20 protein-coding genes are annotated in these 22,884 nt (G+C 61.1%); 12 read left to right on the top strand and 8 right to left on the bottom strand.

Annotated elements, in window-relative coordinates; translation table 11 throughout:
* Nucleotides 1-203: 203 nt before the first annotated feature.
* Entirely contained in the window at nucleotides 204-497 is a 294-nt protein-coding gene (locus tag AC0L2U_RS16705; RefSeq protein ID WP_127319055.1) for a helix-turn-helix domain-containing protein, read from the bottom strand.
* A gap of 1,682 nt (nucleotides 498-2,179) precedes the next feature.
* Here AC0L2U_RS16705 and AC0L2U_RS16700 point away from each other — a divergent pair.
* Together AC0L2U_RS16700 and AC0L2U_RS16695 are read left to right on the top strand one after the other, a co-directional pair.
* Nucleotides 2,180-3,055, top strand: a complete 876-nt coding sequence (locus AC0L2U_RS16700; RefSeq protein ID WP_127807837.1) for an ATP-dependent DNA ligase — start codon at nucleotides 2,180-2,182, stop codon at nucleotides 3,053-3,055.
* Nucleotides 3,039-3,374, top strand: a complete 336-nt coding sequence (locus AC0L2U_RS16695; protein ID WP_245463759.1) for a metalloregulator ArsR/SmtB family transcription factor — start codon at nucleotides 3,039-3,041, stop codon at nucleotides 3,372-3,374. The genes AC0L2U_RS16700 and AC0L2U_RS16695 overlap by 17 nt, the downstream gene beginning before the upstream one ends.
* Nucleotides 3,375-3,760: 386 nt before the next feature.
* Here the strand turns inward: AC0L2U_RS16695 and AC0L2U_RS16690 are convergent, their stop codons facing one another.
* Both AC0L2U_RS16690 and AC0L2U_RS16685 read right to left on the bottom strand, forming a co-directional pair.
* On the bottom strand, nucleotides 3,761-4,330 hold the full coding sequence (locus AC0L2U_RS16690; RefSeq protein WP_473602241.1) for an FAD-dependent oxidoreductase: 570 nt from the start codon (nucleotides 4,328-4,330) through the stop codon (nucleotides 3,761-3,763).
* Between the two features lie 1,244 nt (nucleotides 4,331-5,574).
* The gene (locus AC0L2U_RS16685; protein ID WP_127268588.1) at nucleotides 5,575-6,252 is read right to left on the bottom strand and encodes a GntR family transcriptional regulator; all 678 of its coding nucleotides are present in this window, start codon (nucleotides 6,250-6,252) and stop codon (nucleotides 5,575-5,577) included.
* Nucleotides 6,253-6,384: 132 nt separating this feature from the next.
* Between AC0L2U_RS16685 and AC0L2U_RS16680 the strand changes: the two genes are divergently transcribed.
* The 9 genes from AC0L2U_RS16680 to AC0L2U_RS16640 all read left to right on the top strand — a co-directional run bounded on the left by AC0L2U_RS16680 (nucleotide 6,385) and on the right by AC0L2U_RS16640 (nucleotide 17,234).
* A complete protein-coding gene (locus AC0L2U_RS16680; RefSeq protein ID WP_127268589.1) occupies nucleotides 6,385-6,972 on the top strand; it encodes an amino acid synthesis family protein in 588 nt (195 codons plus the stop codon).
* The gene (locus AC0L2U_RS16675; protein ID WP_128287424.1) at nucleotides 6,965-8,773 is read left to right on the top strand and encodes an alpha/beta fold hydrolase; all 1,809 of its coding nucleotides are present in this window, start codon (nucleotides 6,965-6,967) and stop codon (nucleotides 8,771-8,773) included. The genes AC0L2U_RS16680 and AC0L2U_RS16675 overlap by 8 nt, the downstream gene beginning before the upstream one ends.
* Nucleotides 8,770-9,807 carry an LLM class flavin-dependent oxidoreductase gene (locus AC0L2U_RS16670; RefSeq protein ID WP_127319049.1) on the top strand — a complete coding sequence of 346 codons (1,038 nt, stop codon included), beginning with the start codon at nucleotides 8,770-8,772 and terminating at the stop codon, nucleotides 9,805-9,807. Before AC0L2U_RS16675 ends, AC0L2U_RS16670 begins: the two co-directional genes overlap by 4 nt.
* 10 nt (nucleotides 9,808-9,817) lie before the next feature.
* Entirely contained in the window at nucleotides 9,818-11,287 is a 1,470-nt protein-coding gene (locus AC0L2U_RS16665; protein ID WP_127397115.1) for an aldehyde dehydrogenase, read from the top strand.
* A gap of 59 nt (nucleotides 11,288-11,346) precedes the next feature.
* Entirely contained in the window at nucleotides 11,347-12,351 is a 1,005-nt protein-coding gene (locus AC0L2U_RS16660; RefSeq protein WP_127320393.1) for an ABC transporter substrate-binding protein, read from the top strand.
* Between the two features lie 59 nt (nucleotides 12,352-12,410).
* Nucleotides 12,411-13,271: an ABC transporter permease gene (locus AC0L2U_RS16655; RefSeq protein WP_127320394.1), complete on the top strand. Its 861-nt coding sequence runs from the start codon at nucleotides 12,411-12,413 to the stop codon at nucleotides 13,269-13,271.
* Between the two features lies 1 nt (nucleotide 13,272).
* Complete coding sequence (locus tag AC0L2U_RS16650; protein ID WP_473602239.1) at nucleotides 13,273-14,073, top strand: ABC transporter permease; 801 nt, start codon at nucleotides 13,273-13,275, stop codon at nucleotides 14,071-14,073.
* Nucleotides 14,070-15,146: an ABC transporter ATP-binding protein gene (locus tag AC0L2U_RS16645; protein ID WP_473602238.1), complete on the top strand. Its 1,077-nt coding sequence runs from the start codon at nucleotides 14,070-14,072 to the stop codon at nucleotides 15,144-15,146. The genes AC0L2U_RS16650 and AC0L2U_RS16645 overlap by 4 nt, the downstream gene beginning before the upstream one ends.
* Before the next feature lie 315 nt (nucleotides 15,147-15,461).
* A complete protein-coding gene (locus AC0L2U_RS16640) occupies nucleotides 15,462-17,234 on the top strand; it encodes an SLC13 family permease (RefSeq protein WP_473602310.1) in 1,773 nt (590 codons plus the stop codon).
* Between the two features lie 297 nt (nucleotides 17,235-17,531).
* On the opposite strand, the gene AC0L2U_RS16635 is transcribed toward AC0L2U_RS16640, so the two are convergent.
* The 3 genes from AC0L2U_RS16635 to AC0L2U_RS16625 form a co-directional block, all read right to left on the bottom strand.
* Entirely contained in the window at nucleotides 17,532-18,128 is a 597-nt protein-coding gene (locus tag AC0L2U_RS16635; RefSeq protein ID WP_473602237.1) for a hypothetical protein, read from the bottom strand.
* Between the two features lie 22 nt (nucleotides 18,129-18,150).
* Entirely contained in the window at nucleotides 18,151-18,894 is a 744-nt protein-coding gene (locus AC0L2U_RS16630; RefSeq protein ID WP_473602235.1) for a DUF4142 domain-containing protein, read from the bottom strand.
* Nucleotides 18,895-19,697: 803 nt separating this feature from the next.
* Nucleotides 19,698-20,075, bottom strand: coding sequence for a low affinity iron permease family protein (locus AC0L2U_RS16625; RefSeq protein WP_127320400.1), 378 nt, complete (start codon nucleotides 20,073-20,075; stop codon nucleotides 19,698-19,700).
* A 510-nt stretch (nucleotides 20,076-20,585) separates the two neighbouring features.
* Here AC0L2U_RS16625 and AC0L2U_RS16620 point away from each other — a divergent pair.
* Entirely contained in the window at nucleotides 20,586-20,885 is a 300-nt protein-coding gene (locus tag AC0L2U_RS16620; protein WP_127266845.1) for a DUF1236 domain-containing protein, read from the top strand.
* A gap of 189 nt (nucleotides 20,886-21,074) precedes the next feature.
* On the opposite strand, the gene AC0L2U_RS16615 is transcribed toward AC0L2U_RS16620, so the two are convergent.
* Both AC0L2U_RS16615 and AC0L2U_RS16610 read right to left on the bottom strand, forming a co-directional pair.
* Nucleotides 21,075-21,392, bottom strand: coding sequence for an ArsR/SmtB family transcription factor (locus AC0L2U_RS16615; protein WP_473602234.1), 318 nt, complete (start codon nucleotides 21,390-21,392; stop codon nucleotides 21,075-21,077).
* 797 nt (nucleotides 21,393-22,189) lie between these two features.
* Nucleotides 22,190-22,771: an amino acid synthesis family protein gene (locus AC0L2U_RS16610; RefSeq protein ID WP_127332298.1), complete on the bottom strand. Its 582-nt coding sequence runs from the start codon at nucleotides 22,769-22,771 to the stop codon at nucleotides 22,190-22,192.
* Nucleotides 22,772-22,884: the final 113 nt, after the last annotated feature.

Below are 22,884 nucleotides of genomic sequence, written 5' to 3'. Positions count from 1 at the left end.
GCATATGCCCCAAGCGAGGGCTGGATGGGGTGACAGCGAGCCGTTCCGATAAAAGCGGTAACCAAAGCGGCATACAGAATTGTGGCGGCGATGCCGACCATGCCGAAGCGTGCCAGCAGCTTGAGCGCGTCGTCGCCGGCAGACCGATGCTCAGGCACGCGCACTAGACACATACTCTCTACGCGGATGAAGGACCCTTATCGTTATGCTTGTCTCTGCCGGCGGCGCCACATTCTATTGGTGGTGGCGAGACCGCTATGACCTTCAGGGCGGGCTAGCGACTGAGCGCCTTCGAAGGTGAAAGTAATTCCCGCGTCCTCAAACGCTTGGCGCATGGCCGCGATCTTGTGGGGACGCGGATTTCGAATACCGTTCTCAAAATCTCTGATCGCCATTTCGCTGAGACTGGCTTTTGCGGCAAGGCGCACCCGCGACCAGTTCAGCAGGGCGCGTGCTGTTCTCGATTGAGCTGCTGAGAGTTGGGTTCGGCTGTCCATAGGATGTGAACATTCGATAACTCTAAAATGTTCCTTCGATCTGTGCGACGATCGGATGATCGATCTTCCCCGCGAGGGGGACGGTCGTTACGAGCGATGTCTCAGCGATGCATGTGACAGGCTACAGGCGGCGCCGGGACGAGAGTGTGGGGCAAGCAGCGGGCGGGTGAAACGAGGGCTGCGGCTTGGCGGCGTCCGCCCGCTATCGGGACCAACCCTGTCGCGGCTTGTTGACCTATGCTGGTTGGTCCCAGCACACTCCAGAACCTGCCCGCCATCTTCCGGTGGGCTTTTTGTGAATCAGCGGAACCTGATATGCTGCGGCAGGTTGAACAAGCGGCAGCGTCCCCCGCTGCCGGTCGAGGCCCCCAAGCCTCGGTCGGGTCCGCCTCTACCCGCAAGTGGGGGCGGACCCACTGAGTCTTGCGGACCAGGCAACCTGGTTTCCGAAATCCATCATTGCTGGTCAGTGACGGGGCCTTCGCGCTGGCGCTGCTACACACCCTTGCAGGCACTCTATCGTGTCTGGGCCCGACTGAAGCCCGACATGGACTCGCAAAGGTCCGACCCTGAAACAACGGAGCCTTTTCTACATTTGGAAATGTGACCGTCGATCATCATCCCTTCGTCGGCGGTTGGCTGAGTACCCGCCACGGCTCGGTGGCGTGGTGGGTACTCATTCATGGAGAGCGCATGTGAGGTGCAGCGTGGTGAAGGCTGATGAGCCGCCTACCTTATCTAGATCGCCTGGACGATCTCGTTCAAGCAATTTCCCATCGAAGGGGAGATCCTGCGTGCGGAGTGCCAATTATTCGCTATGTCTTGGCGAAAATCGAAGAAGATCTACGGGAATGGTTGGCGGGGCCTGGGAGTTCCGAGTAGCGCGGCTTCGACTTATACTGTTTCCGGGATCCGGAAACTGGACTATCCTCCCACGGGTCTTGCGACTCCAGCCGCTCGGGCCAAGCCGTTCCTGTCCGAGGCAGCTAGTTTTCATGGCGACGAAAAATCACCGCAGCATAACAAGTACCCGCTTCAGCAAAAGCTAACGGAGCAATCTTCAGCAGCCAAGGTTCGGAACGCTGGAAGCCTCGTACTAGGTGGAAGCTTCCGCAGCCCCTCTCGCGGCATCGGCAAATGAGTGCGAGACGGCTGTTTCGCGTTCGATTTGAGCGCCCTGGGACCTGCGGCCCGCCGCCTATTGAGGCGCCGGCGGCGGACCCTGTATAAGCGGTCCATAGGGGATCGACCGCTCAGAGGGTCAATGTGCCAGATCGCTTAGCGAAGCTCTCGCATTGTCTGCTCACCGCACGTCAGGCAGGTTAGAGCTATCCTGCATGCCGCTTGCCGGGATTACGGGCCCACGATCGGGTAGCTTCGTCCTCTCCATCGAACTTTCATCGTCTAGAAGCGTTCGGTCCGCTCGGTCAACAGTGTAACGATCAGGGAAGCGCAGAGGAAAGCACGTGCGGTAACGGTTGATTCAACCATTGCTGGTAAATTAGGTGTGAGTGGCGGCTCCGGCATTCGGGCGGGCGCTTCAGTGCCGGAGCCGCCTGCGCAGTCCGGTTGGGTTTTGACCGCGCCGTCCTATAATGGGACAGCGCGGTCAATGACCCGTTAAAATGCTACGAGACTAATTAAGCGTGTGCTAAATTGAATCGCAGTTTGCGAGTCAGTTCATGCGTTTGAAGTTCATCAAGCCGCAGGAGCCTGTCCTGGCGCTGAAGCCGCCGGTTAGCAACGGCTGGCTGTGCGAAATCAAAGATGATGGCTGTTGCACCCAGATCATTCTCGATTGGGCCGGCGCGCTCACCTTCACCCGCATGGGGATAGACCGGTTGAAACGTCACCGGCCTGTCGTCACTGCCGCCGAGCAGCTGAAAGCGAAATCCTTCATTCCCGGCGGCGAGATGATCGCGCCGCAGCCGGGCGGCCGGCCGAACTTTCACGCGATGCATTCGCGCATGGCGTGGAATGCCGAGCTGCTCGCCTTCGTCGCCTTCGATATCCTGCACAAAAGTGGCGAAGATCTGCGCTGGCGGCCAGCAGTCGAGCGCAAGGCAATCCTGCGGGAGCTCATCCAGCCGGCCGAAGGCATCGTCCAGTGCAGCCAGCATGTCGAAGGCGGTGTCGAGATCTACGAAGCGGCCGATCGGATGAGCCTCAAAGGTATCGTCTCGAAGCGCAAGGTCACCCCTTACCGCAGCGGGGCAAAGGATGCAGTCTGGCTGAAGTGCTGGGACATTGATTTTGAACTTATTGGGATCAAGCGGCAGCCCGGCGAGTGGACAGAGAGGCTGTTCGCACGACACGTCAAGAATGTCGGCAAGGCGGTGATCGCCAAAACCGATGCAATCAAGAACTGGCTCTGGACACGCGAGCAGAAGGCCAAGGCCGGGCCACCGAATGGCGTTCCCACGGCGCAGGTCACGCCTGAGGTCGAATGGGTGAAGCCGGACATCAACGCTCGCGTCCGGACGCTACGCGGCGAGCCCAAGCTGCGCAATGCTCCCGTGCAGGATCTGTGGGAGATCAACAGTGGTGGCGCTGGCTGAGGAAGACAGATCGGAAAAGTTGCCCAGTTATGCCGCATCCGCGGCCGGGCTCCTCGCGGCCATGGGCAACGAGAAGCGACTTCTGTCTCTGTTCATAATGGCCAAAGGCGAGATACGGGTCCGCGATCTGGCATTTCGGGTTGGACTGAGCCAACCCGCTCTCTCTCAGCATCTTGTCATGTTGCGGAAATTTGATTTGGTTGCCAAGAGACGCGAAAGGAACACAACCTTTTATTCGTGCACCGACCGGGCTCTGAAGCTCATTCAGCTTTTGGAAAGATGGGTAGAAAACGACATGCTTTCTGACCTCAATCCGTGACAGCCAGTCGGTTTGGTGATGGCCTGTGGCAAGGGAGTTCGACTGTTCGTTTGCAAGTAGTTGGACCGCGCATTACGGCAGCGTATCAGTTTGAAATTTGACGCCGCGCTTATCGCGAACCGGGGCAGATCGTGGGCGCCCCGTCGCGACGACGTGTGCGCTCAACAGTGCACATTTTGACAGCGACGGATCGTAGGGGAGGCGCTATCGCGGAATGGCCGACGGGCTACCTAGACCATCAGGTTTAATTGCTGGATTCCTATTGTGCCGGTAGCGTAACTGAGCTGGGGCGTCCAGCACTGGCCGGCACGGCGTGGTCCACCCCCAAATTCGCAACCGTGCCGGCCTTCGTTAGGTCAGACGCTACCCCATGGCAGGGTGGCCGGTCAGCTTCCCGGCCTAGACTGAAGTGCGTTGTCGATATGTCTTGCTGCGGTGGCGGCATGACCAAACGCAACGGCAATTTGATTGAGGCCCTCGGCCACGTCTCCAATGGCATAGAGGCCCGCAGTCGACGTTTCGAGGTGTCGGCTGACCAGAACATATCCTTGCGCGTCACACTCTGCACCGAGTGCGACGGCAAGTTTCAGAGCGCACATCAGAGCCCATTGCGGGGTACACCACATCCACGTCCCGCATTGGCGCACCGTCGGCCATGACAACGTCGAACCCGGTTGCCCGAGCGACCAGATACTCGACGGTGTCCCAGATTCGATGACGCCTGCCGAGGCCATGCCGCGAGCGTCCTCGGAAATATCCTCCGGATAGCTGGCGAGCAAGGTGACCTGACCGCTGTACTCCTTCAAGAACAGGGCCTCCTTGAGTGCCAGATGCACTGGGCCTACGACGCCGATGCGCTTGCCCACGGGCTCGTAGGCGTCGCAGACCGGACACAGTCGGACGGTGCCGGCCGCCACCGCCTCCTCCAGCTCTTCTATTGCCGGGGCCTTGTCCACAATCCGGTTGCAAGAACCATGCGCTGTGCTCGGATGGTCCCGAAGGTGGTCGTCAGCAGAAAGGTCCCGTCGCGCTTCTCGGCGCCCGCTACACGACCGTCCACAACGCCTGCACCGTGCCTGGGCTTTGAGACGGCCGAGCAACTCTGGCCCGCCTACGCCGTCCGGGAAGCCAGGACAGTTATGCGATTTTGGAATGAGCTTGGCTCGTGCGTCGCCAGCGTCGACCAAGATCACCGAACGCAAGAATCTCGCCAGATACATGCCTGCCGCAAGTCCTGCGGGGCCGCCGCCGACAATCGCCACGTCAAACACATGACCGGAGGAAGAACTTGGCATTGCGCCTAACATTGCCCAAAGGATCTTGTTCCCTGCTTTGGCAGGGGGATGAGTAGCTGACGGTCAGGCCTTCAAGGTGGATTTTCGAGGCAACTCGTCGAGGTGTCTCTCACCGGGCGGCGGTGCGCGCCTCGATTTGATTTGCGCGGTCTGCGACACCGAGGGGTTCCAGCTTTTGCAAGGCTTCAATTCGAGGTGCCCGAAAATGCCGACATGGCATTTCACCGGCCAACTTGCCATTAGACGAGCGACCGTTCGCATTACCCGGGCCCACGCGATTGGACCGAATCGACCTAACGGGAAAACCTAGCCTGATAGTTCTGTCCTTCCGACTCGGAGTGGCGCGATGCCCACCGTCTGAAGGCCGCTCAGATTTTCTGACCAGTCGAGGTGCAGACTATCATAGTTGATTGTTGCTGCCGGTGACCTAGCGTAATCAAAGGCTCACGTAGCGTTCCAACAGAGGACGGTATGTTGTATCCAGGTGATTTTTAGAACCGAGCGATATTGTGATGCTTGCCCGTGTTTGTGAGACGGTCTGCAAAGAGCGCGGCGTACCTGTTGCTTCGCGGGCGGGAGAGCGCACGGCTGCGCACGTACTCAGGCTGTTCATGAACGGTTTGAGTGGGGAGAATGAGCTGCTCGATGCTGAGAGGAACTGGGCTCGACGGAGTGATCTGGCTTTCGAGAAGGCTGCTGTCAGCTACGATGACACAAGAGAGGCCGCGTGATTAGCTTCCTGAGAATCGAAGTAGCGAAGAAAACCGCTCGCTCCACGCGACGAGCCCCAGAGGCACCCTCTGTATAGAGCGGGGTGTTGCTGCGGCACTCTTAAGGTGAGGTAAAGCTTCCGCACGCAGCCCGATTCGTGGGCGATCGGCTCTGTTGGAAATTTGGTGGTGAGACTAAGGACAATCGACGCGTAGTGTGTTCCGGGCGATCTTCCAGGCGGACTCGACATGCCGCCGCGCTGCTGCTTCCGCCGCTTCCGGCTTGTGTGCGCGGATCGCATCCATGATCTCGTTCATCTCGGCGATCGCCGCTTCGCGCCGGTTGGTCGAGACGATTGTCATCGAACGAAGCTGGTTGATGCGGACATTCAGCCCGGAGACGATTTCCCAGGCGACACGCTTGTCGGCGGCCTCGAACAGTGCCTCGTAGAATTTGGTCGTCGCCCGCATCACCGCAGGCGGCGTCGCCGACGCCCACGCATCGAACAAATCCGCCAGCGCCCCTTCGAGCGTTGCCAACTGCTCGCCGGTGGCCGACAGGGCACAGGCTCGGGCCGCGATGCCTTCAAGCAGAGCCCGAAGCTCGTAGATCTCGTCGGTACGGCCGAGGTCCGGCCTGGCGACGGCCGGCCCATGCCCAGGGATCATCTGCACGAGCCCCTCTGCCTCCAGCTGCCGCAGGACCTCACGCACGACGGAACGGCTGACGCCGAGCTGGTCGCAAAGCGGCCGTTCGACAAGCCTTTCGCCAGGCTGGAAATGGAAATCCATGATCGCTTCGCGCATGCGCTCCAGCGCCAGCGTCCTCAAGGTCTTGGAGCTGCGGTCGATGCGAAGCGTGTCGTCTGGCATGTATGCCTCCTGCGCCGCTACGAAAACAGATTCGATGCCCGGTTGACAAGGTACTTGGCGCTCCATAGCATGGTATACCATAAGATGATAGCGGGATTGGATGTCCCGAGGCACCACCTACCGAGGAATTCCATGCAGCCCGCCATTCGTAAGATCGTTACCTATACCGAGAACACGCTGATCGAAGGCGGCAAGGCCGCCCCCCGGCCGCTGCGCCTTATCGGCGTCGCAGCGGTGTTGACCAATCCCTGGGCCGGTCGCGGCTTCACCGACGATCTGTCGCCCCAAATCCGAGCCTGTGCGCCGGTGCTGGGAGAGATCCTGACCCACGAGATCGTTGCCGCCGCCGGTTCCGGCGAGGCTATCGAGGGCTATGGCAAGGCCGCCATCTGCGGTACGTCGGGCGAGATCGAGCATGCGTCGGCGTTGATCCATACGCTGCACTTCGGCAACCACTATCGGCGTGCCGTAAGCGCCAAGACCTACCTTGCCTTCACCAATCTGCGCGGCGGGCCGAACACCCCGATCATCATTCCGCTGATGGACAAAAATGACGAAGGGCGGCGCTCGCATTACCTCACCGTGCATTTCCAGATCGGCGATGCACCGGCGCCCGACGAGCTGGTTGTGGCGCTCGGCGCCTCGATCGGCGGCCGCCCGCATCATCGAATCGGCGACCGCTACCAGGACCTCAAAGAGCTTGGGGACGTGCATGGCTGACGCTTCCGCATCGGCATGGGTTCGACGGGGTGCGGCGCCCGACGGCACCGGCTTCATCCGTGTCGGCGCGGGCGCACCGGTGCTTTTTATTCATGGCGTTGGTATGAACGCCGCGATCTGGCAGCCGCAGATCGAGCGGATGTCCGATAGCTTCGACGTCATCGCCATCGACATGCTCGGCCACGGTCAGTCGCCGCTGCCGCCGCAGAACCCAGAACTCGCCGACTATGCTGATCAGGCCATTCGCCTGCTCGACCATCTCGGCCTCGACAAAGTATCCGTCATCGGCCACTCGATGGGCGCGCTCGTTGCCCAGGAACTCGCGCTACGCGCAGCCGAGCGCGTCCGCCGCATCGTCTCGCTGAATGCCGTGTTCCGGCGGCCACCTGAACTGGCCGAAGCTGTTCGCCAGCGCGCGGTGGCGCTTACCGGCAAGAGTGACGTGACCGGCACGGCACAGACCATTGCCCGCTGGTTCGGAGATCCGGTGCCGGTCGAGCTCGAGGCGGCTGCACGGAAGACGGCCGCCGTACTGGGTGCCGTCGACCCGGAAGGTTATGCTCGCACCTATCGCCTGTTCGCTCGTGCCGACAGCGACCACGCTGACCGCCTGCCGAGGCTAGCCGTACCGGCCCTGTTCATGACCGGTTCCGAGGACAGGAATTCTTCGCCGGCAATGTCGGCCGCGATGGCGCGGCTGGCGCCGCATGGCCGCTGCACAGTGCTCTCAGGCGAGCGGCATATGATGGCGGTGGCGGATCCCGGCCTGACGACGCGCCATATCGTCGACTTCCTCAAAGAAGGCGAAGCGATCGAGCAAGACAGCGCTGCCGCGGCGAACACCGGGTTCGACGGCAGCGAGTTCCGCCGTGCGCTGGGTTCCTTCCTCACCGGCGTCACCATCGTCACCACCATCGGGCCCGAAGGCGAGCCGCGCGGCTTCACCGCCAACTCCTTCACCTCGGTGTCGCTTGATCCACCTTTGGTGCTGGTCTGCATCGCTCATAAGGCGGTTGGCCATCCTGTCTTTGCGACATCGAAAAGCTTCGCCATCAACGTCCTCAACGAGGATCAGAAGGCAGCGTCCGGCATATTCGCCTCGAAAGCGGCCGACAAGTTCGCCGCCGTTGCCTGGCGACCGGGACGAACGGGCAGCCCCGTGCTGGACGGCTCCGTCGCATCCTTCGACTGCGACATGGAGCGGCTGGTCGATGCCGGTGATCATTCGATCCTCATTGGCCGCGTCCGCGATTTCGAGCACAATTCCGCGCAGCCGCTCGGCTATTGCCGCGGCGCGTATGTCGCGCCCGGCCTCAGCCAGGACGCGCTGGCAGCCACCCAGCCCGGCACCGATGTCGGCGCCATCCTCGAGAATGGCGGCCGAATCCTGTTCCTGGACACGGCGGATGGTTTTGAACTGCCGCGCGGTCGGGGTCTGGGTGCGGCTGGCGATGGGAAAAGCCTGCGAGGGGTGCTTGCCGCGAGGGCCATCGAGGCCAAGCTGGGCTTCCTTTTCGCCGTCTGGGACGATGCCAGAGATGTTTCGCGCACACATGTCTACTATCGCGGCACGTTCGACGTGCCCGCTTCCAGCGATCGCGGCATCAGGCTGGTCGAGATCCACGCGATCGAGGAGTTGAAAATCGCCGATCCGGCGATCCGCTCGATGCTCGCACGCTATGTCAAGGAATGCTCAGTGGATGCATTCGGCGTCTATGTCGGCAACGATGTCGAAGGCGAGGTCCGGCCGCTCGCCAGGACCGCCGGTTCCACAGCACCCAACACAGGTGACCAGCGATGAAATTCTCGCTCTTCGTGCATATGGAACGGTCGGACCTCGCCAAGCCGCATTCCGAGCTCGTGACCGAGCTCGAGGAGTTGGTCCTGATGGCCGAACAGGCCGGATTCGAGACCGCCTGGATCGGCGAGCATCACGGCATGGAATTCACCATTTCGCCCAATCCTTTTATCAATATCGCTTATCTCGCGGCCAAAACCAGCCGGATCCGTCTCGGTACCGGAACCGTGATCGCGCCCTTCTGGCATCCGATCAAACTTGCCGGCGAAGCGGCGATGGCCGACGTCATTAGCGGTGGTCGGCTCGACATCGGCATCGCGCGCGGCGCCTACAGTTATGAATATCAGCGTATCTTTCCAGGCCTCGACGCCTGGGGCGCCGGCCAGCGCATGCGTGAGATCATACCGGCGATCCGCGGCCTCTGGGAAGGCGACTTCGAGCTCTCAGGCGAGTTCTGGCAGTTCCCGCCCACCACCTCCTCGCCCAAGCCGCTGCAGAAACCCTACCCCCCGATCTGGGTGGCGGCGCGCGATCCGAACTCGCACGATTTTGCCGTTTCCCATGGATGCAAGGTGCAGGTGACGCCGCTGGCTTCTGGCGACGACGAGGTGGCGAGCCTGATGCAGCGCTTCAACGGAGCCTGCGCCGCGCATCCCGAGATCGAACGGCCGGAGATCATGCTTTTGATGCACACCTTCGTCGCCGAGGACGCAGCCGATGCCGATCGCCTCACCCAGGACCTGTCGGCCTTTTACTGCCAGTTCGGCGCCTGGTTCCAAAACAAGAAGCCGGTGCACCAAGGCATATTGGAACCGCTGACGGAGGACGAGATCGCGGCCATGCCGCAATACGCGCCGGACAGGATCAGGCAGAATCTGGTGATCGGCGAAGCCGACGAAGTCCTCGCTCGACTGAAGGCTTATGAGGCGCTCGGCTACGACCAGTATTCGATCTGGATCGACAGCGGGCTTTCGCATGAGCGCAAAACGAAATCGCTGAAACTGTTCATCGACCGGGTAATGCCGGCCTTCCTCTGATCGCGAGCCCATGACCGACGCTGTTTTCAGGAACTTCATCGACGGCCGCTTCGACGAGCCATCAGCCACGTTCGACAGCGTCGACCCGTCGACCGGCGCGGCCTGGGCCAGGATGCCGGTGGCGAGCGAAGCCGATGTCGACCGCGCCGTCGAGGCGGCGCACCGCGCATTGCGCTCAGACCCATGGCGAAGGATGACAGCGACAGAGCGTGGAAAGCTGCTTGTCAAGCTCGGTGACCTCGTCGCCGCCAATGCCGCGAGCCTTGCCCAACTCGAGACACGCGACACCGGCAAGATCATCCGCGAAACGCGCGCCCAGATCGCCTATGTCGGCGACTACTACCGCTATTATGGCGGGCTCGCCGACAAGCACGAAGGCGCGCATGTGCCGATCGACAAGCCGGATCTCGACGTCACCATTCGTCGCGAGCCGATCGGCGTCGTTGCCGCCGTCGTGCCGTGGAATTCGCAGCTGTTCCTTTCGGCCGTCAAGCTCGGCCCGGCGCTGGCCGCGGGCTGCACAATCGTGCTCAAGGCCTCCGAGGATGGTCCGGCGCCGCTGCTCGCTTTTGCCGAACTCGTCGAGGAAGCCGACTTTCCCTCCGGCGTCGTCAACATCCTCACCGGCTTCGGCCATGAGTGCGGCCAGCGCCTGACCAGCCACAAACTGGTCTCGCGCGTCGCCTTCACCGGCGGCCCCTCGACGGCGCGCGCCATTGTCAGGAATACGGCGGAGAACCTTGCCTACACGACGCTGGAGCTCGGCGGCAAAAGCCCGATCGTCGTCTTTGCCGACGCCGACCTCGACAGCGCCGCCAATGCGGTTGTCGCCGGCATTTTCGCCGCGACCGGCCAGAGCTGCGTCGCCGGGTCACGGTTGCTGATCGAGCGTTCGGTAAAAGATGAGTTCCTCGTCCGGCTGAAGCGCAAGGCCGAAGCGATCCGCATCGGCGACCCACAGGATCCGGCCACAGAAATGGGGCCGCTCGCCACGCTGCGCCAGCGAGACTGGATCGAGAAGGTGGTCGCGGAGAGCCTTGCCGCGGGCGGCAGACTGGTCACCGGTGGAACGCGGCCAACCGGCGACGGCTTCTACTACGCGCCGACTATCATCGACGCCGGCGGCAGCGACCTGCCTTGCGTGCGCGAGGAATTGTTCGGGCCGGTGCTCAGCGTGCTTGCCTTCGACAGCGAGGCGCAGGCACTGGCGCTCGCCAACGATACGCCCTTTGGCCTGGCTTCGGGCGTGTTCACCAGCAATCTCGGCAAGGCGCATCGCATGGCGCGTGACATCCATGCCGGTGTTGTCTGGGTCAACACCTATCGCGCCGTATCGCCGCTCGTTCCGTTTGGCGGTTACGGCCTGTCGGGTCTCGGCCGCGAAGGCGGGCTCGACGCCATCAGAGATTACACGCGCTCGAAATCCGTCTGGATCAAGACGTCGGACGAGCCGATCCCGGATCCCTTCGTCATGCGCTGAGGGGTGTGGGGCGCAGGTGCATTGAGAAAAACAAGAACAGACCAACAGAGGAGAATATCATGAAATTGTTTCTGACCGGCTTGCTGGCCGGACTGCTCGCCGCCACCGCTGGCAAGGCCGATGAAATGGCCTTCACAAGTTGGGGTGGCACCACGCAAGAGGCGCAGACGAAATCCTGGGCAGCCCCCTTCGAGGCCAACTCCGGCATCAAGGTGCTGCAAGACGGACCAACCGACTACGGCAAGCTCAAGGCCATGGTCGATGCCGGCAACGTTACCTGGGATGTCGTCGACGTAGAGATGGACTTCGCCATCAAGGCCGCCAAGGACGGGCTGCTGGAACCGATCGACTATTCCCTGGTGCCCAGGGCCGATCTCGACCCGCGCTTCAGCAATGAGCATGCCGTCGGCAGCTTCTATTATTCCTTCGTGCTCGCGTGGAACAAGAGTGCCGTAACGGGCGAACCGACCGGCTGGGCCGACATGTTCGACACCAAGAAGTTTCCCGGCAAGCGGACCTTCTACAAATGGTCGGCGCCCGGCGTCATCGAGATCGCGCTGCTCGCCGACGGCGTGCCGGCGGACAAGCTCTATCCGCTTGACCTCGACCGTGCCTTCAAGAAACTCGACACCATCAAGTCCGACATCGTCTGGTGGGGCGGCGGTGCCGAGTCACAGCAGCTGATCGCTTCCGGGGAGGCCGCCTTCGGGCAACTGTGGAACGGGCGCGTCTTTGCCCTTCAGCAGGATGGCACCGATGTCGGAGTCTCCTGGAACCAGAACCTCACCGCCGCCGACGTGCTCGTCGTGCCGAAAGGCGCCAAGAACAAGGGCAGTGCGATGAAGTTCCTTGCCGCTGCGTCCAGCCCGACCGGCCAGGCGAAATTCGCCGAGGCAAGCGGCTATGCGCCGATCAATACCAAGGCCAAGGCTGAGATGCCCGCCGATGCCGTCAAAGCACTCCCCGATGCCCATGTTGAGGGACAGATCAACCTCGACATGAACTACTGGGCCGAGCATCGAGATGAGATCGCCACGCGCTGGTATGCCTGGCAGACCAAGTAACGCCGTTGCAGGTGACGGGCGCGCGGCTTGCGCGCCCCGTTTCGGGACAGGACCGCTCGATGCAAGGAATTTCTTTCAGACGCAGCTCAGTCGCCGGCCTGCCGGCCGGCAGCGGCAGCGCCTTGCCGGCTCTGCTGCTGGTCGGCCTGTTCTTCATCATGCCGGTGGTGGCCCTGCTGCTGCGCAGCGTAACCGATCCTGAACCGGGCCTGCAGAACTACGCGACCCTGTTCGGCAGCGGCACCTATGTGCGGGTGTTCCTCAACACTTTCCTGGTCGCATCGGTCGTAACCGCCGTCACCATCCTGGTGGCCTTTCCCGTTGCCTGGATGCTGGCGATCATGCCGCCGGCCATGGGATCGATCGTCTTCGGCATCATCGTGCTGTCGATGTGGACCAACCTTCTCACCCGCACCTATGCATGGATGGTGCTGCTGCAGCGTACGGGGGTGATCAACCGGGCACTGATGGGGCTCGGCATCATCCACGAGCCGCTGCCGCTTATCAACAATCTGGCCGGGGTCACCATTGGCATGGTCTACATCATGCTGCCCTTCATGATCCTGCCGCTGGTGGGCACTTTGCGCGCCATCGACCCTATGACGCTGCGCGCCGCCGCCCTTTGCGGCGCAAGCCCGTTCGAGGCCTTCCGCCGCATCCTCTTACCGCTGTCTCTTCCGGGCGTCGCCGCCGGCGGTCTGATGGTCTTCGTCATGTCGCTCGGCTACTTCGTCACGCCGGCCCTGCTCGGCGGCACATCGAACATGATGCTGGCAGAGATGATCGCCCAGACGGTGCAGTCGCTACTCAACTGGGGGCTCGGCAGTGCGGCCGCCTTCGTCCTGCTTGTCGTCACCATGGCGCTCTACGCGATCCAGCTTCGCCTGGTTGGTGCCAGGCGCGCCGGGGGAGGGATCTGACATGCTGCTCGACTATGAACGGCTCGGATGGCTGCGGGTGGCGCTTGTCGGCTTCACGGCGGCCGTCGCGGCATTCCTGCTGCTGCCGGTGGTCTTCATCGTGCTCCTGTCGTTCGGTTCGTCGCGCTGGCTGGCCTTTCCGGCACCCGGCTGGACGCTGAGATGGTATCAGCAATTGCTGGGCGACCCGACCTGGATCGATGCCGCGCTGACCAGTGCCCGAATTGCCGCCATGGCCGCTATGCTGGCCGTCATCATCGGCCTGTTCGCTGCCTTCAGCCTGGTCAGGGGTGAGTTCCGCGGACGCCAGGTCCTGCGCGGATTGCTGTTGACGCCGATGGTGCTGCCGGTCGTCGTTTTCGCCATCGCCATCTACGCTTTCTTCCTGCGCATCGGCCTCGCCGGCACCACGGTCGGCTTCGTCATCGCCCACACCATCCTGGCGCTTCCCTTCGCCATCATCCCGATCACCGCTGCGCTCGAAGGTTTCGATAAATCCATCGAGGATGCAGCCATCGTCTGCGGCGCAAGTCCGTTTCAGGCGCGGCTGAGGATCACCTTGCCGTCGATCAGGATCGGCATCTTCTCGGCGGCGATCTTCTCGTTCCTGGCCTCGTGGGATGAGGTCGTGGTGGCGATTTTCATGGCAAGTCCGACCTTGCAGACCTTGCCGGTTAAGATCTGGGGCAGCCTGCGCGCAGACCTCAGCCCGGTGGTCGCCGCCGCCTCCAGCCTGCTCGTTGGCCTGACGTTTTGCCTGATGATTGTGACCGCACTCCTTCGCAGAAAATTGTCCAGATGACCCGGTCCTTCCTGTCCATACGCGCGCTAAGAAAGACGTTCGGCGCCTTCGTCGCCGTCCACGACGTGACCATCGATGTGCCCAAAGGTGAATTCCTGACATTCCTCGGCCCGTCCGGCTCCGGCAAGTCGACGACGCTCTACGCCATTGCCGGTTTCCAGGATCCGAGCTCAGGCGATGTGCTTTTGGAGGACATGTCGCTGCTTTCGGTGCCGTCGCACAAGCGCAACATCGGCATGGTGTTCCAGCGCTACACGCTGTTTCCGCATCTGAGCGTCGCCGAGAATATCGCCTTTCCGCTGCGCGTGCGCCGCCGGCCCGATGCTGAGATCAAGCGCAAGGTTGCCGACATGCTGGCGCTGGTGCGTCTCGAAAACTTCGCCGACCGCCATCCGGGCGCGCTGTCTGGCGGCCAGCAGCAGCGCGTGGCGCTTGCCCGCGCGCTCGCCTACGACCCGCCGATCCTTTTGATGGACGAGCCGCTATCGGCGCTTGATAAGAAGCTGCGCCAGGAAATCCAGGCCGAGATCCGCCGCATCCACCGGGAGACAGGCGTCACCATCCTCTATGTCACCCACGACCAGGAGGAGGCGCTGCACCTATCCGATCGGATCGCGCTGTTCAGGGAAGGCCGCATCGAACAGATCGGCACCGGCGAGGATCTTTACCTCCGGCCGGCGAGCGAATTTGTTGCGGGCTTCATCGGCAACTCGAATTTTCTGCCGGCTGAGCATTTGCAAACCGCGCGTGGCGCATCCACGATCCGCCTGGCCGACGGCTCAATCGTGACCGGTATCAAAACGAAAACGTCCTTCGGCCAGGGTCAGAGGGTCCGGCTGATGGTGCGCCCGGAAGCCTTCCGCTTCGCGCCTGGGGCCACGAGCGCGGCGCTCGCCGTCGAGATCATCGACACGGCCTTCTTCGGCGACCGCCGGCGTGTCGTGGCGCGCACGGCCGCCGGCGACGAAATCGATGTCAGGCCAACCGCTGACGCCGAGGGAGCTGTCAGCGCCGCAACATCAGGCAAGCGCATCTTTTTCGATCCCGGCTCGGCCTTCTTGTTTCCGGCCTGACGGGCCGGATTGGTCAGGTCACGTCGATGTCTGTCAAGGTCCGAAGAACCGCTTCTTAACATCCGTGTTAAACGCTGCCGATCCGCTCTTGGCCCAACGCCGCCGGACTGCTTTGCGCCTCATGTCGGTCGTAAGTCAGTTTTGCCATTGCCTGAAAGCTGACGATCGAAGGCGACTGCGTTGGAAAGCGTGGGCCAGCGGCCATCCGCCCGATGGCATTCAGGATCGTGCTAGCAAAGCCGCAATCAGCGAAGCAACAAAAGGGGCGGTTTGGCCGTTCTGATCAGCCGCATTGGCGGCTGGGCATTCGAAGACATGACTACGCCGCAAATTTTGTCATTTGCCGTAACCTTCGTGATGATGGCAGCGTTCGTGTGGGGTCGCTATCGTTATGATCTGGTCGCGGCCGCGGCACTGTTGCTTGCTCTCGCGGTTGGCATTGTGCCTCTTGACGAAGCCTTCAGCGGGTTCAGCGACGATATCGTGGTTATTGTTGGCAGCGCTCTGCTGGTGAGCGCAGGGATATCGCGCTCGGGTATCATGGAGGCCGCCATCAAGCGCTTTGCTCCGAAATTATCGGGAGTTCGGTCGCAACTGGCGCTGCTGGTGATCGTGGTCACGATCCTCTCTGCCTTTGTAAAGAATATCGGGGCGCTCGCTATCATGATTCCGATCGCCTTCCAGTTCGCGCGCCGGTCTAACATTTCACCCTCGATATTTCTGATGCCTATGGCGTTCGGGTCACTGCTCGGCGGTCTCATGACGCAGGTGGGAACATCTCCCAACATCGTTGTGTCCCGAGTACGAGAGGAACTGACCGGAACCGCCTTCACAATGTTCGACTTCACACCTGTTGGAGCTGCCATAGCCGCTGCCGGAACGATCTTCCTTCTGTTTTTCTATTGGTTGTTGCCGGTGCGCGAAAAGCTTGGCGGATCACTGAACGAAGCCCTCGACATCAAGAACTACCTTACGGAGGCTCGAATTGTCGCCGACTCCACGGTGCTCGGGAAAACCGTCGCAGACCTCATGAAGCTCGCCGGCGGCGATGCAATCGTGACGTCGATTCTGCGCAATCGCACGATGCGGATGACGCCACTGCCCGACGCTATCCTCAAGGTGAATGACATCCTGTTGCTCGAGGGCGACCCAGAAGCGCTGGATCGCCTTGTCTCCCAGGGCAGGCTCAGCGTGACCGGGGATAGGGTTGGTGGTGACGACACCACCAACGAAATGGTCGCTATCGAAGCCGTAATCGGTGAAAGCTCCTCTTTGATCGGCTGGACCGCCCAGCGCCTTGCCCTTTACGATCGCTTCAATGTCAACCTCCTGGCTGTCAGCCGTCGCGGGGAGCGCCTCGACCGCAGGCTGGCCGAAGTCGAGCTGAGGCTCGGGGACGTTGTCGTTTTGCGGGGCATTGCAGCCAGGATGCCTGAGATACTTCGTGAACTCGGCTGCTTACCACTGGCAGAAAGGGCAATCCTTCTTGGTAGCGTCCGCAAGGGTATCGTGCCGGTAGTAATCCTTGCTCTCGCCATGGTGGCGACGGCGTTTGGACTGCTACCAGTCTCCGTCGCTTTCTTCGCGGCCGCTGTCGCGGTTGTGCTTTTCAAGGTCATTCCGCTCCGCGACGTCTACCAATCGCTCGATGGGCCTATCCTCGTGATGCTGGCCGTTATCATTCCAGTAAGCGATTCGCTACGCAGTACAGGGGCGACGGGAGTAGTTGCCGGCGAGCTTGCCAAACTAGGGACCATTCTTCCGGCGTCCGGCGCACTGATGCTCATCCTTGTCGCCGCCATGGCCGTTACGCCATTCCTCAACAATGCCGCCACCGTCCTTGTCATGGCGCCTATCGCCGCCGAATTTGCCAGTGATCTGGGCTACCGGCCGGAAGCATTTTTGATGGCTGTCGCCATTGGCGCCGGCTGTGACTTTCTCACCCCGATCGGACATCAGTGCAACACGCTTGTCATGGGGCCGGGTGGCTACCGCTTCAGCGACTATCCCCGTCTGGGACTGCCCCTATCTTTTCTCGTAGTCATTGTTGCCGTGCCGATGCTTATGATCGTTTGGCCAGTGGACTGACATCGATATTCGGATGCCCTCCTTGGAAATCCCACATGACACTACATTCCGGTTGGTGTCGCCAACGGTGGCCCTCTCGTCCCGCCCGCGGCGATAGACACTTTGTTCCAGCCGTTTATCGGGGCGAAGGGAAAGCAAGCAAAAGTCGGCACAAGGCGTGTTTTGCGCAGCGGCAGGGCCATGGTGAACTGCAAGCCGTCACAACGACATTCGATCTTGCCGCTAACCTGAGATACGAGCGTTGCACATCGCGCAGGGCGGACGAGGGCGGCCTGTTAGCCGCCCAGTCATTTCATCTCACACGTTGCGACGCCCTCTGGCCCCCTTCAGGTCATCACCTGTGTAGACATCAGCCGTTGGATCGAAGCCGGTCCAACCGCCTGCTTCGTATTCGTTTCGACGGCGGGCGATGTCGACGGAATTATATTGCTTCAGTATCTTTTCCGCGTCGGGGACTAGGTCGTCTTCGACCCTGGCTGTGACCATTGTTCCCCCACGCCGAACGCCTTCGGCATAAACATGTGCGTCGTTTTCCGGCACACCGGACTCTGTCATCGCGCCGATGATGCCACCAGCTGCGCCACCGACCACGGCACCGCCGACAGCGCCGACCGCAGTCGCTGCCAGCCAGCCCGCGGCAACCACGGGGCCGACACCAGGTATGGCCATCAGGCCGAGGCCGGTGAGCAGGCCGCCGGCCCCTCCGATAACGGCGCCGACACCAGCCCCCGCCGCCGCATCCTCGCCAGCCTCCGACGCTTCGCCCGTAAGCCGGCCGCTCGAATTGCTCGCCACGATGCTAATATCGTCGTGCGGAACGCCGGTGGCTTCAAGCTCACCCACAGCGTCGCTTGCTTGATCGTAATTGTCGAAGAGTCCTGTTACGGTTTTCATCTGATTTTTCCTTGCTTGGTGATCAATCCTTGCCGGCAACGACGTTGCCTTGAAAGTCGAGGGCGATGGGTGCTGCTTTGCCGTCCTTGCTCGCGGTTCCACGCCAGATCCCCTTGTCGTCCTTCGTCAGGGCGGAGACGTCCGAGTAACCCGCCTTCTCGATGGCGCTCTTGGCCTGGTCCTCGGTGAAGCTGTTGGCACCAGGCACCGGCGCCGCAGAATTTGTGGTGTCCGCATCGGAGGCGGCTGGCGCGGAACTGTCGGGGGCAGGAGCGGCAGCCGCGACCTTGCCGATCATCTCCTGATGCATCTTAAGTGTCGGCAACGTCTCGCTTGCAAACGACTTGAGAGCGGAATTGTCGCCATCCTTGGCGTAACTTTCAAACATGCTCACAGCGTCGGCATGCGCCGTCCTCTGCATGTCGGCATAGGGTGCATCGACTGGCGCCGCAGCTGACTGCAACTTGTCGACGTCGCTCTTGTGGGCAGCGTCGAGGTCGGCGGGCACCTGCAATTTCTGTTCGCCGGCAATACTCTCGAGCTTGGCGTTCGCAGTGCCATGGTCGGAGATCATCCTCTGGGCGAAATCCTTAAGGGTCGGATCTTGGAGCTTGTCTTGAGCGACCTTGCTGGACTGCACTTCGAACATCCCGCCGATCGCGGCCTTCGTGACGAAGTCCTGTGCCGTCTCTGCTGACAAGGCAGGCAGTACAGCGGTCATTACGGTCGCGATCGAGAGCGATGCCATGCGTAGTTTGGTTCTCATGCTGAGGTTCCTTGGTTGAGGAGGACGATGAACCCCAATCTCCTGGCGCTACCTTTGTTCCGGACGTTGACAAATGTCGGACATTTCGGGGCGCCGTTCCCGTCGTCGTGAAGCTGGCGGAGCGTCACCGATCCCATTGTCCGGGACCTCAGACCGATCGAAGAGTTGCCATTGCGCGCAGAGGGAGCCTGATGGCGAAAAATCCAACGGTGAAAAGTTCGGTGTGCGATCCGGCAAGAGCCTGAAGCAGACGCGCCCGGTCAGAAAAGCACCACAAAGGCGGAAAGACGTCGGTCGCGCCGCAGACTCCGCCTAACCGGCATGCCGGCGGGTAGGCAGGTCGACATGCGTGACCTCCGCCAAGTGATCGCGCGAACGGCCAAGGCACCCGCCGCTGCTCGTTTCTGATTATGAAAGCCCGCCGCCCCATTTGCGAAGCGGCGGGCTTCATCCGCCCCAACTTGTCAATGCAACTTTGATGCCAAACCTTTTTGGCTCTCTATAGGACAATGGGCCTGCCCGACAGCGATCAAACAGACATCCAAAATGCCAGCAGCAGGGCGCATATGGATGAGACGAAAGCAGCGGTGGCAAAAAGCACGCCCTGCCAATCTGGCGGTGGATCGGACACCAACTTGTCGGGGGGCGGATGATTGTCATTCATGATAAGCAATTTTGCGATGCCAAGTTTGGTCCCGCTAATCCTTCAGGTTGTCGGCGGAAATGGCCGCCCTACCGAAGGCCAAAGAAACTCAAAATCGCCAAGACGACGACCACCGCACCGACGAGCCAAATGATATTGTTCATGATCTCTCTCCTGTTGCTTTCGAAAGTTCGCGCCTGGCAGCGCCGATCGTTCGGGACGCCTCTGCTTCGAGTTCTACAAGCTTGTCCCTGATCTCCTCCGGCTCGGCGTGCTCCAATCCGACAACGTCATTTCTGGTTTCATTCAGTGAAACGATGATCTCATCGAGTTTGGCGTGAATGGCGGCGGTGTCGCGATAGCCTTGTAGAAGGACAACACCAGTGATCACGATGGCGGCAACCGACAGGGCGTAGGTAACCGCACTTGTCAGACCAAACGGCACCAGGGCGGTGCACAAAACCATTGCTATGAGAATGACATAGAAGCCCGGCGGCCGAGATAGGAAGTCGGAGGCCGCGAAAAGGAACCGATTCATATCCGGGCCAAAGTCATCAAGGCGACCAGTGCGGTAATGGCCACACAGATAGGCACTGCTGCCAGTAAGCCTGCCTCTAAGATCCGACTCTCTTTGTCGCGCAACATCAGGTCACCTACTCCAAGTTAAAGATATAGGGTTCGCGAGCAGCTGGGCGGCTCGCGAACCCTGCTATCGGCGTCGGAAGGGACGTTGCTGCGCCGATCCACCACATGTCAGCCAAGCACGAGTGCCATCACGAGAAAGGGGACAGCTGCGAATAACAGCGTGCTTGGCCAGCACTTTTATCCATCTGCTTTCTCCCAAATTCGAGAGACAACAGCCGCGGGGGGGCAGGCGTTCCAGTCGCTGTCTCTGACAGGACCAATGCGTGTTCTAGGACCAGACTTAGGCCCCAAAGGGACTAGACCTAAGTGCCTAAGGCGGAACGTTTAGGGCGGCTCCATGTTCAAGTTGCCGGGCGGCGCGGGACGATGATCGTGTTGCGCCCGTCCCCACGGGAGTGCAGATATGAACATGCTTCTAAAGAACACCGCAGCAGCGATGTTGCTCTTGGCTGGGATCGGCTCAGCCGCCGCGGACGACATCATTATCCAGCCGGAACAAGACACCGTCATCCGCGAATATGTGAAGCAGCAGCCCCTGGCGTCGGTCAAGCTCCCCGGCGTGGAACTGAATGTCGGGACAGCTCTGCCAGACACGGTTGAGATCCATGAGGTCCCCAACGTCAAATACCGCTATGTGGTGGTCGACAACCGCACGGTGCTGGTGGACCCGGGCACCCGAAAAATCATCAAGGTTTACGACTGAACGAACCAATCCAACCCCGCCGCCATCGCTGGCGGCGGGGCTGAAGCGTATAAATCTCCACGTCCGGACGAAGATGATGAGCCTTAAAGTCGCGACATCGCAAGCGCTCTTGGCACGCCTCTCCGGCACGAATGCGGGAAGCACGTTAGAACGAAGGCCGAGAGGAAACCCCTCCAAAGGTCTCGGGCTTTATGGATGATGGTCGCGGCCAGCCAGAGTTTTCCGCTCAGCAAGCCAGTCCAGGAGTTCAAGGACCTTCAGGGCACGATCTGTGCACGAGTAATACGCTTTTTGACGCTCCTGCTTCCGGGTGACCAGCCCAAATTCTCGCATTATGCTAAGGTGTTGGGAGAGTGCGGAGTTGCCAAGCCCTAATCGCGACGCCAGATCAGAAACGGATATTTCTCCGTCGGCAAGAATGATTAGAGCGAGAAGGCGCTTTTCATTAGCCATGGCAGCGAGCAGCTCGGCGGACGGCGCATAAATGCTGTGGTTTTCGGGATCCATGATGTCTCCCTCACTCACGCGTCGAGCGGGCCTTGCGCAGGCCAAATGTAAAGAACTCTGAACTCGCCTCCCATTTACCGCAGCGGCGGGCCAAGGATGACGTGCCGGGATCGTCGGGCGCTCCGGCGCGTTACAACTATTAGCGTAGCGTAATGTTCCATCAGAAGGGCGTCGCTGTCTGACGGCCGGCGTCGGCGGCTAAGCGCCTTAGCTCCTGGATCGCCCCTTCTTCGAAGCCTGGGAACCTCTGGCTTCGGCAGCAAGGCGTTGTTCTCGAAGTCGCGCAGTTTTTAAAAAACGCGCCTCTCTCTCGGCCGCGTTAGCAACTTTTGCCTCGCGGTCTGCGCGATCCAATCGGTCTTTGTCGATGCTTCGCTGGGACACTTTGGCCTCCTACCAGAAGACCGTTGAATTTACTTTTCGCTAAATTGTTCCCGTCAATTCGGCGACTGCCTTCCTGACGCTTGCGGCACCAACAAAGCAAAACACCGCCACCGGCGTAGCGGGCTCTTGAAGAGGCAGGCAATTGGAGGGTACTGACAAACTAGGTACCGCCACAGTGCTTCCGGCATCAAAGGTGCCGGATGCAACGCCGCATGCCGACAGCATCGATGGGCCGGAGATGAACGGCAAGGACGCCTGTGCAGTTCGCCAAGCACCTTCGGGTCCGGAGAGCCTGCACTGCAGCCTAGCAAGCTCTTCGAAACAGGCCGCGAGATCGTCATCAGCATTCGCCGGCTCTGAACATTGGTGATGTTGTGGAACCCACGGTGATGTTGTGGAACCCAGCGCAAGCCTCACATCGCTGCTTCCTGCTCCATCTCTTTCATGTCCTGAAAGCGGTCCGCAATCCGTGGGTGAACCCGGCCGCCGTCCGCAGCACCGATGGCAACGACAATCTCGTCGGCAGCCGGGCCGTCGGCGATCTGGAAGTTGGCGGTGATGAAATGCGAGCGGCGACCGTTCTCGCTCTTGTGCATCATCGGCAGCGATAGCAGCGCGCCCGGCGCGTTGCGGGTGTTACAGAATTCGAGATAGGTCGTGCCGCCGACGGCGTCGCGGAAGACATTGCCGAAGCGCAGCGTATGGATCATGGCGGAGGCATGCTCGATCTCGCCGGCGGTTCCGACGGCGGCCGCCTTGCCGTAGCTTTCGATGCGTTCCGCCTGCATCAATCCAATCAGGCGGCTCGTGAGTTCCTGCCCCAGCCGGGGCGCTATGGCGACAATCTCCGGCTGCAAATCCTCGACGAAGCCGCGCCCGGCCCATGGGTTGCGCAGGACGGCTGCCACCACGATCGACGTTACCGGCCTTGCACCCGCTTTGCCGCCTTCGATGTGCACTTCCTCGATGAAGGTGCTGACTTTTCGCAATTCCATGATTTGGCCTCTCCAGGTGGAAGCTCAAGCTAATGCACGCCAACCATCGGGTATTCCTCCGGTTCGTAGGAAGAAACGGCGTGCGTCCCGCTTGGAAGCGGTGTAGCGTTCGT

It is taken from the genome of Mesorhizobium sp. WSM4808, assembly GCF_055811675.1.
The sequence above is the reverse complement of the archived record's forward strand: the minus strand, read 5'-3'. Positions and strand labels throughout refer to the sequence as shown.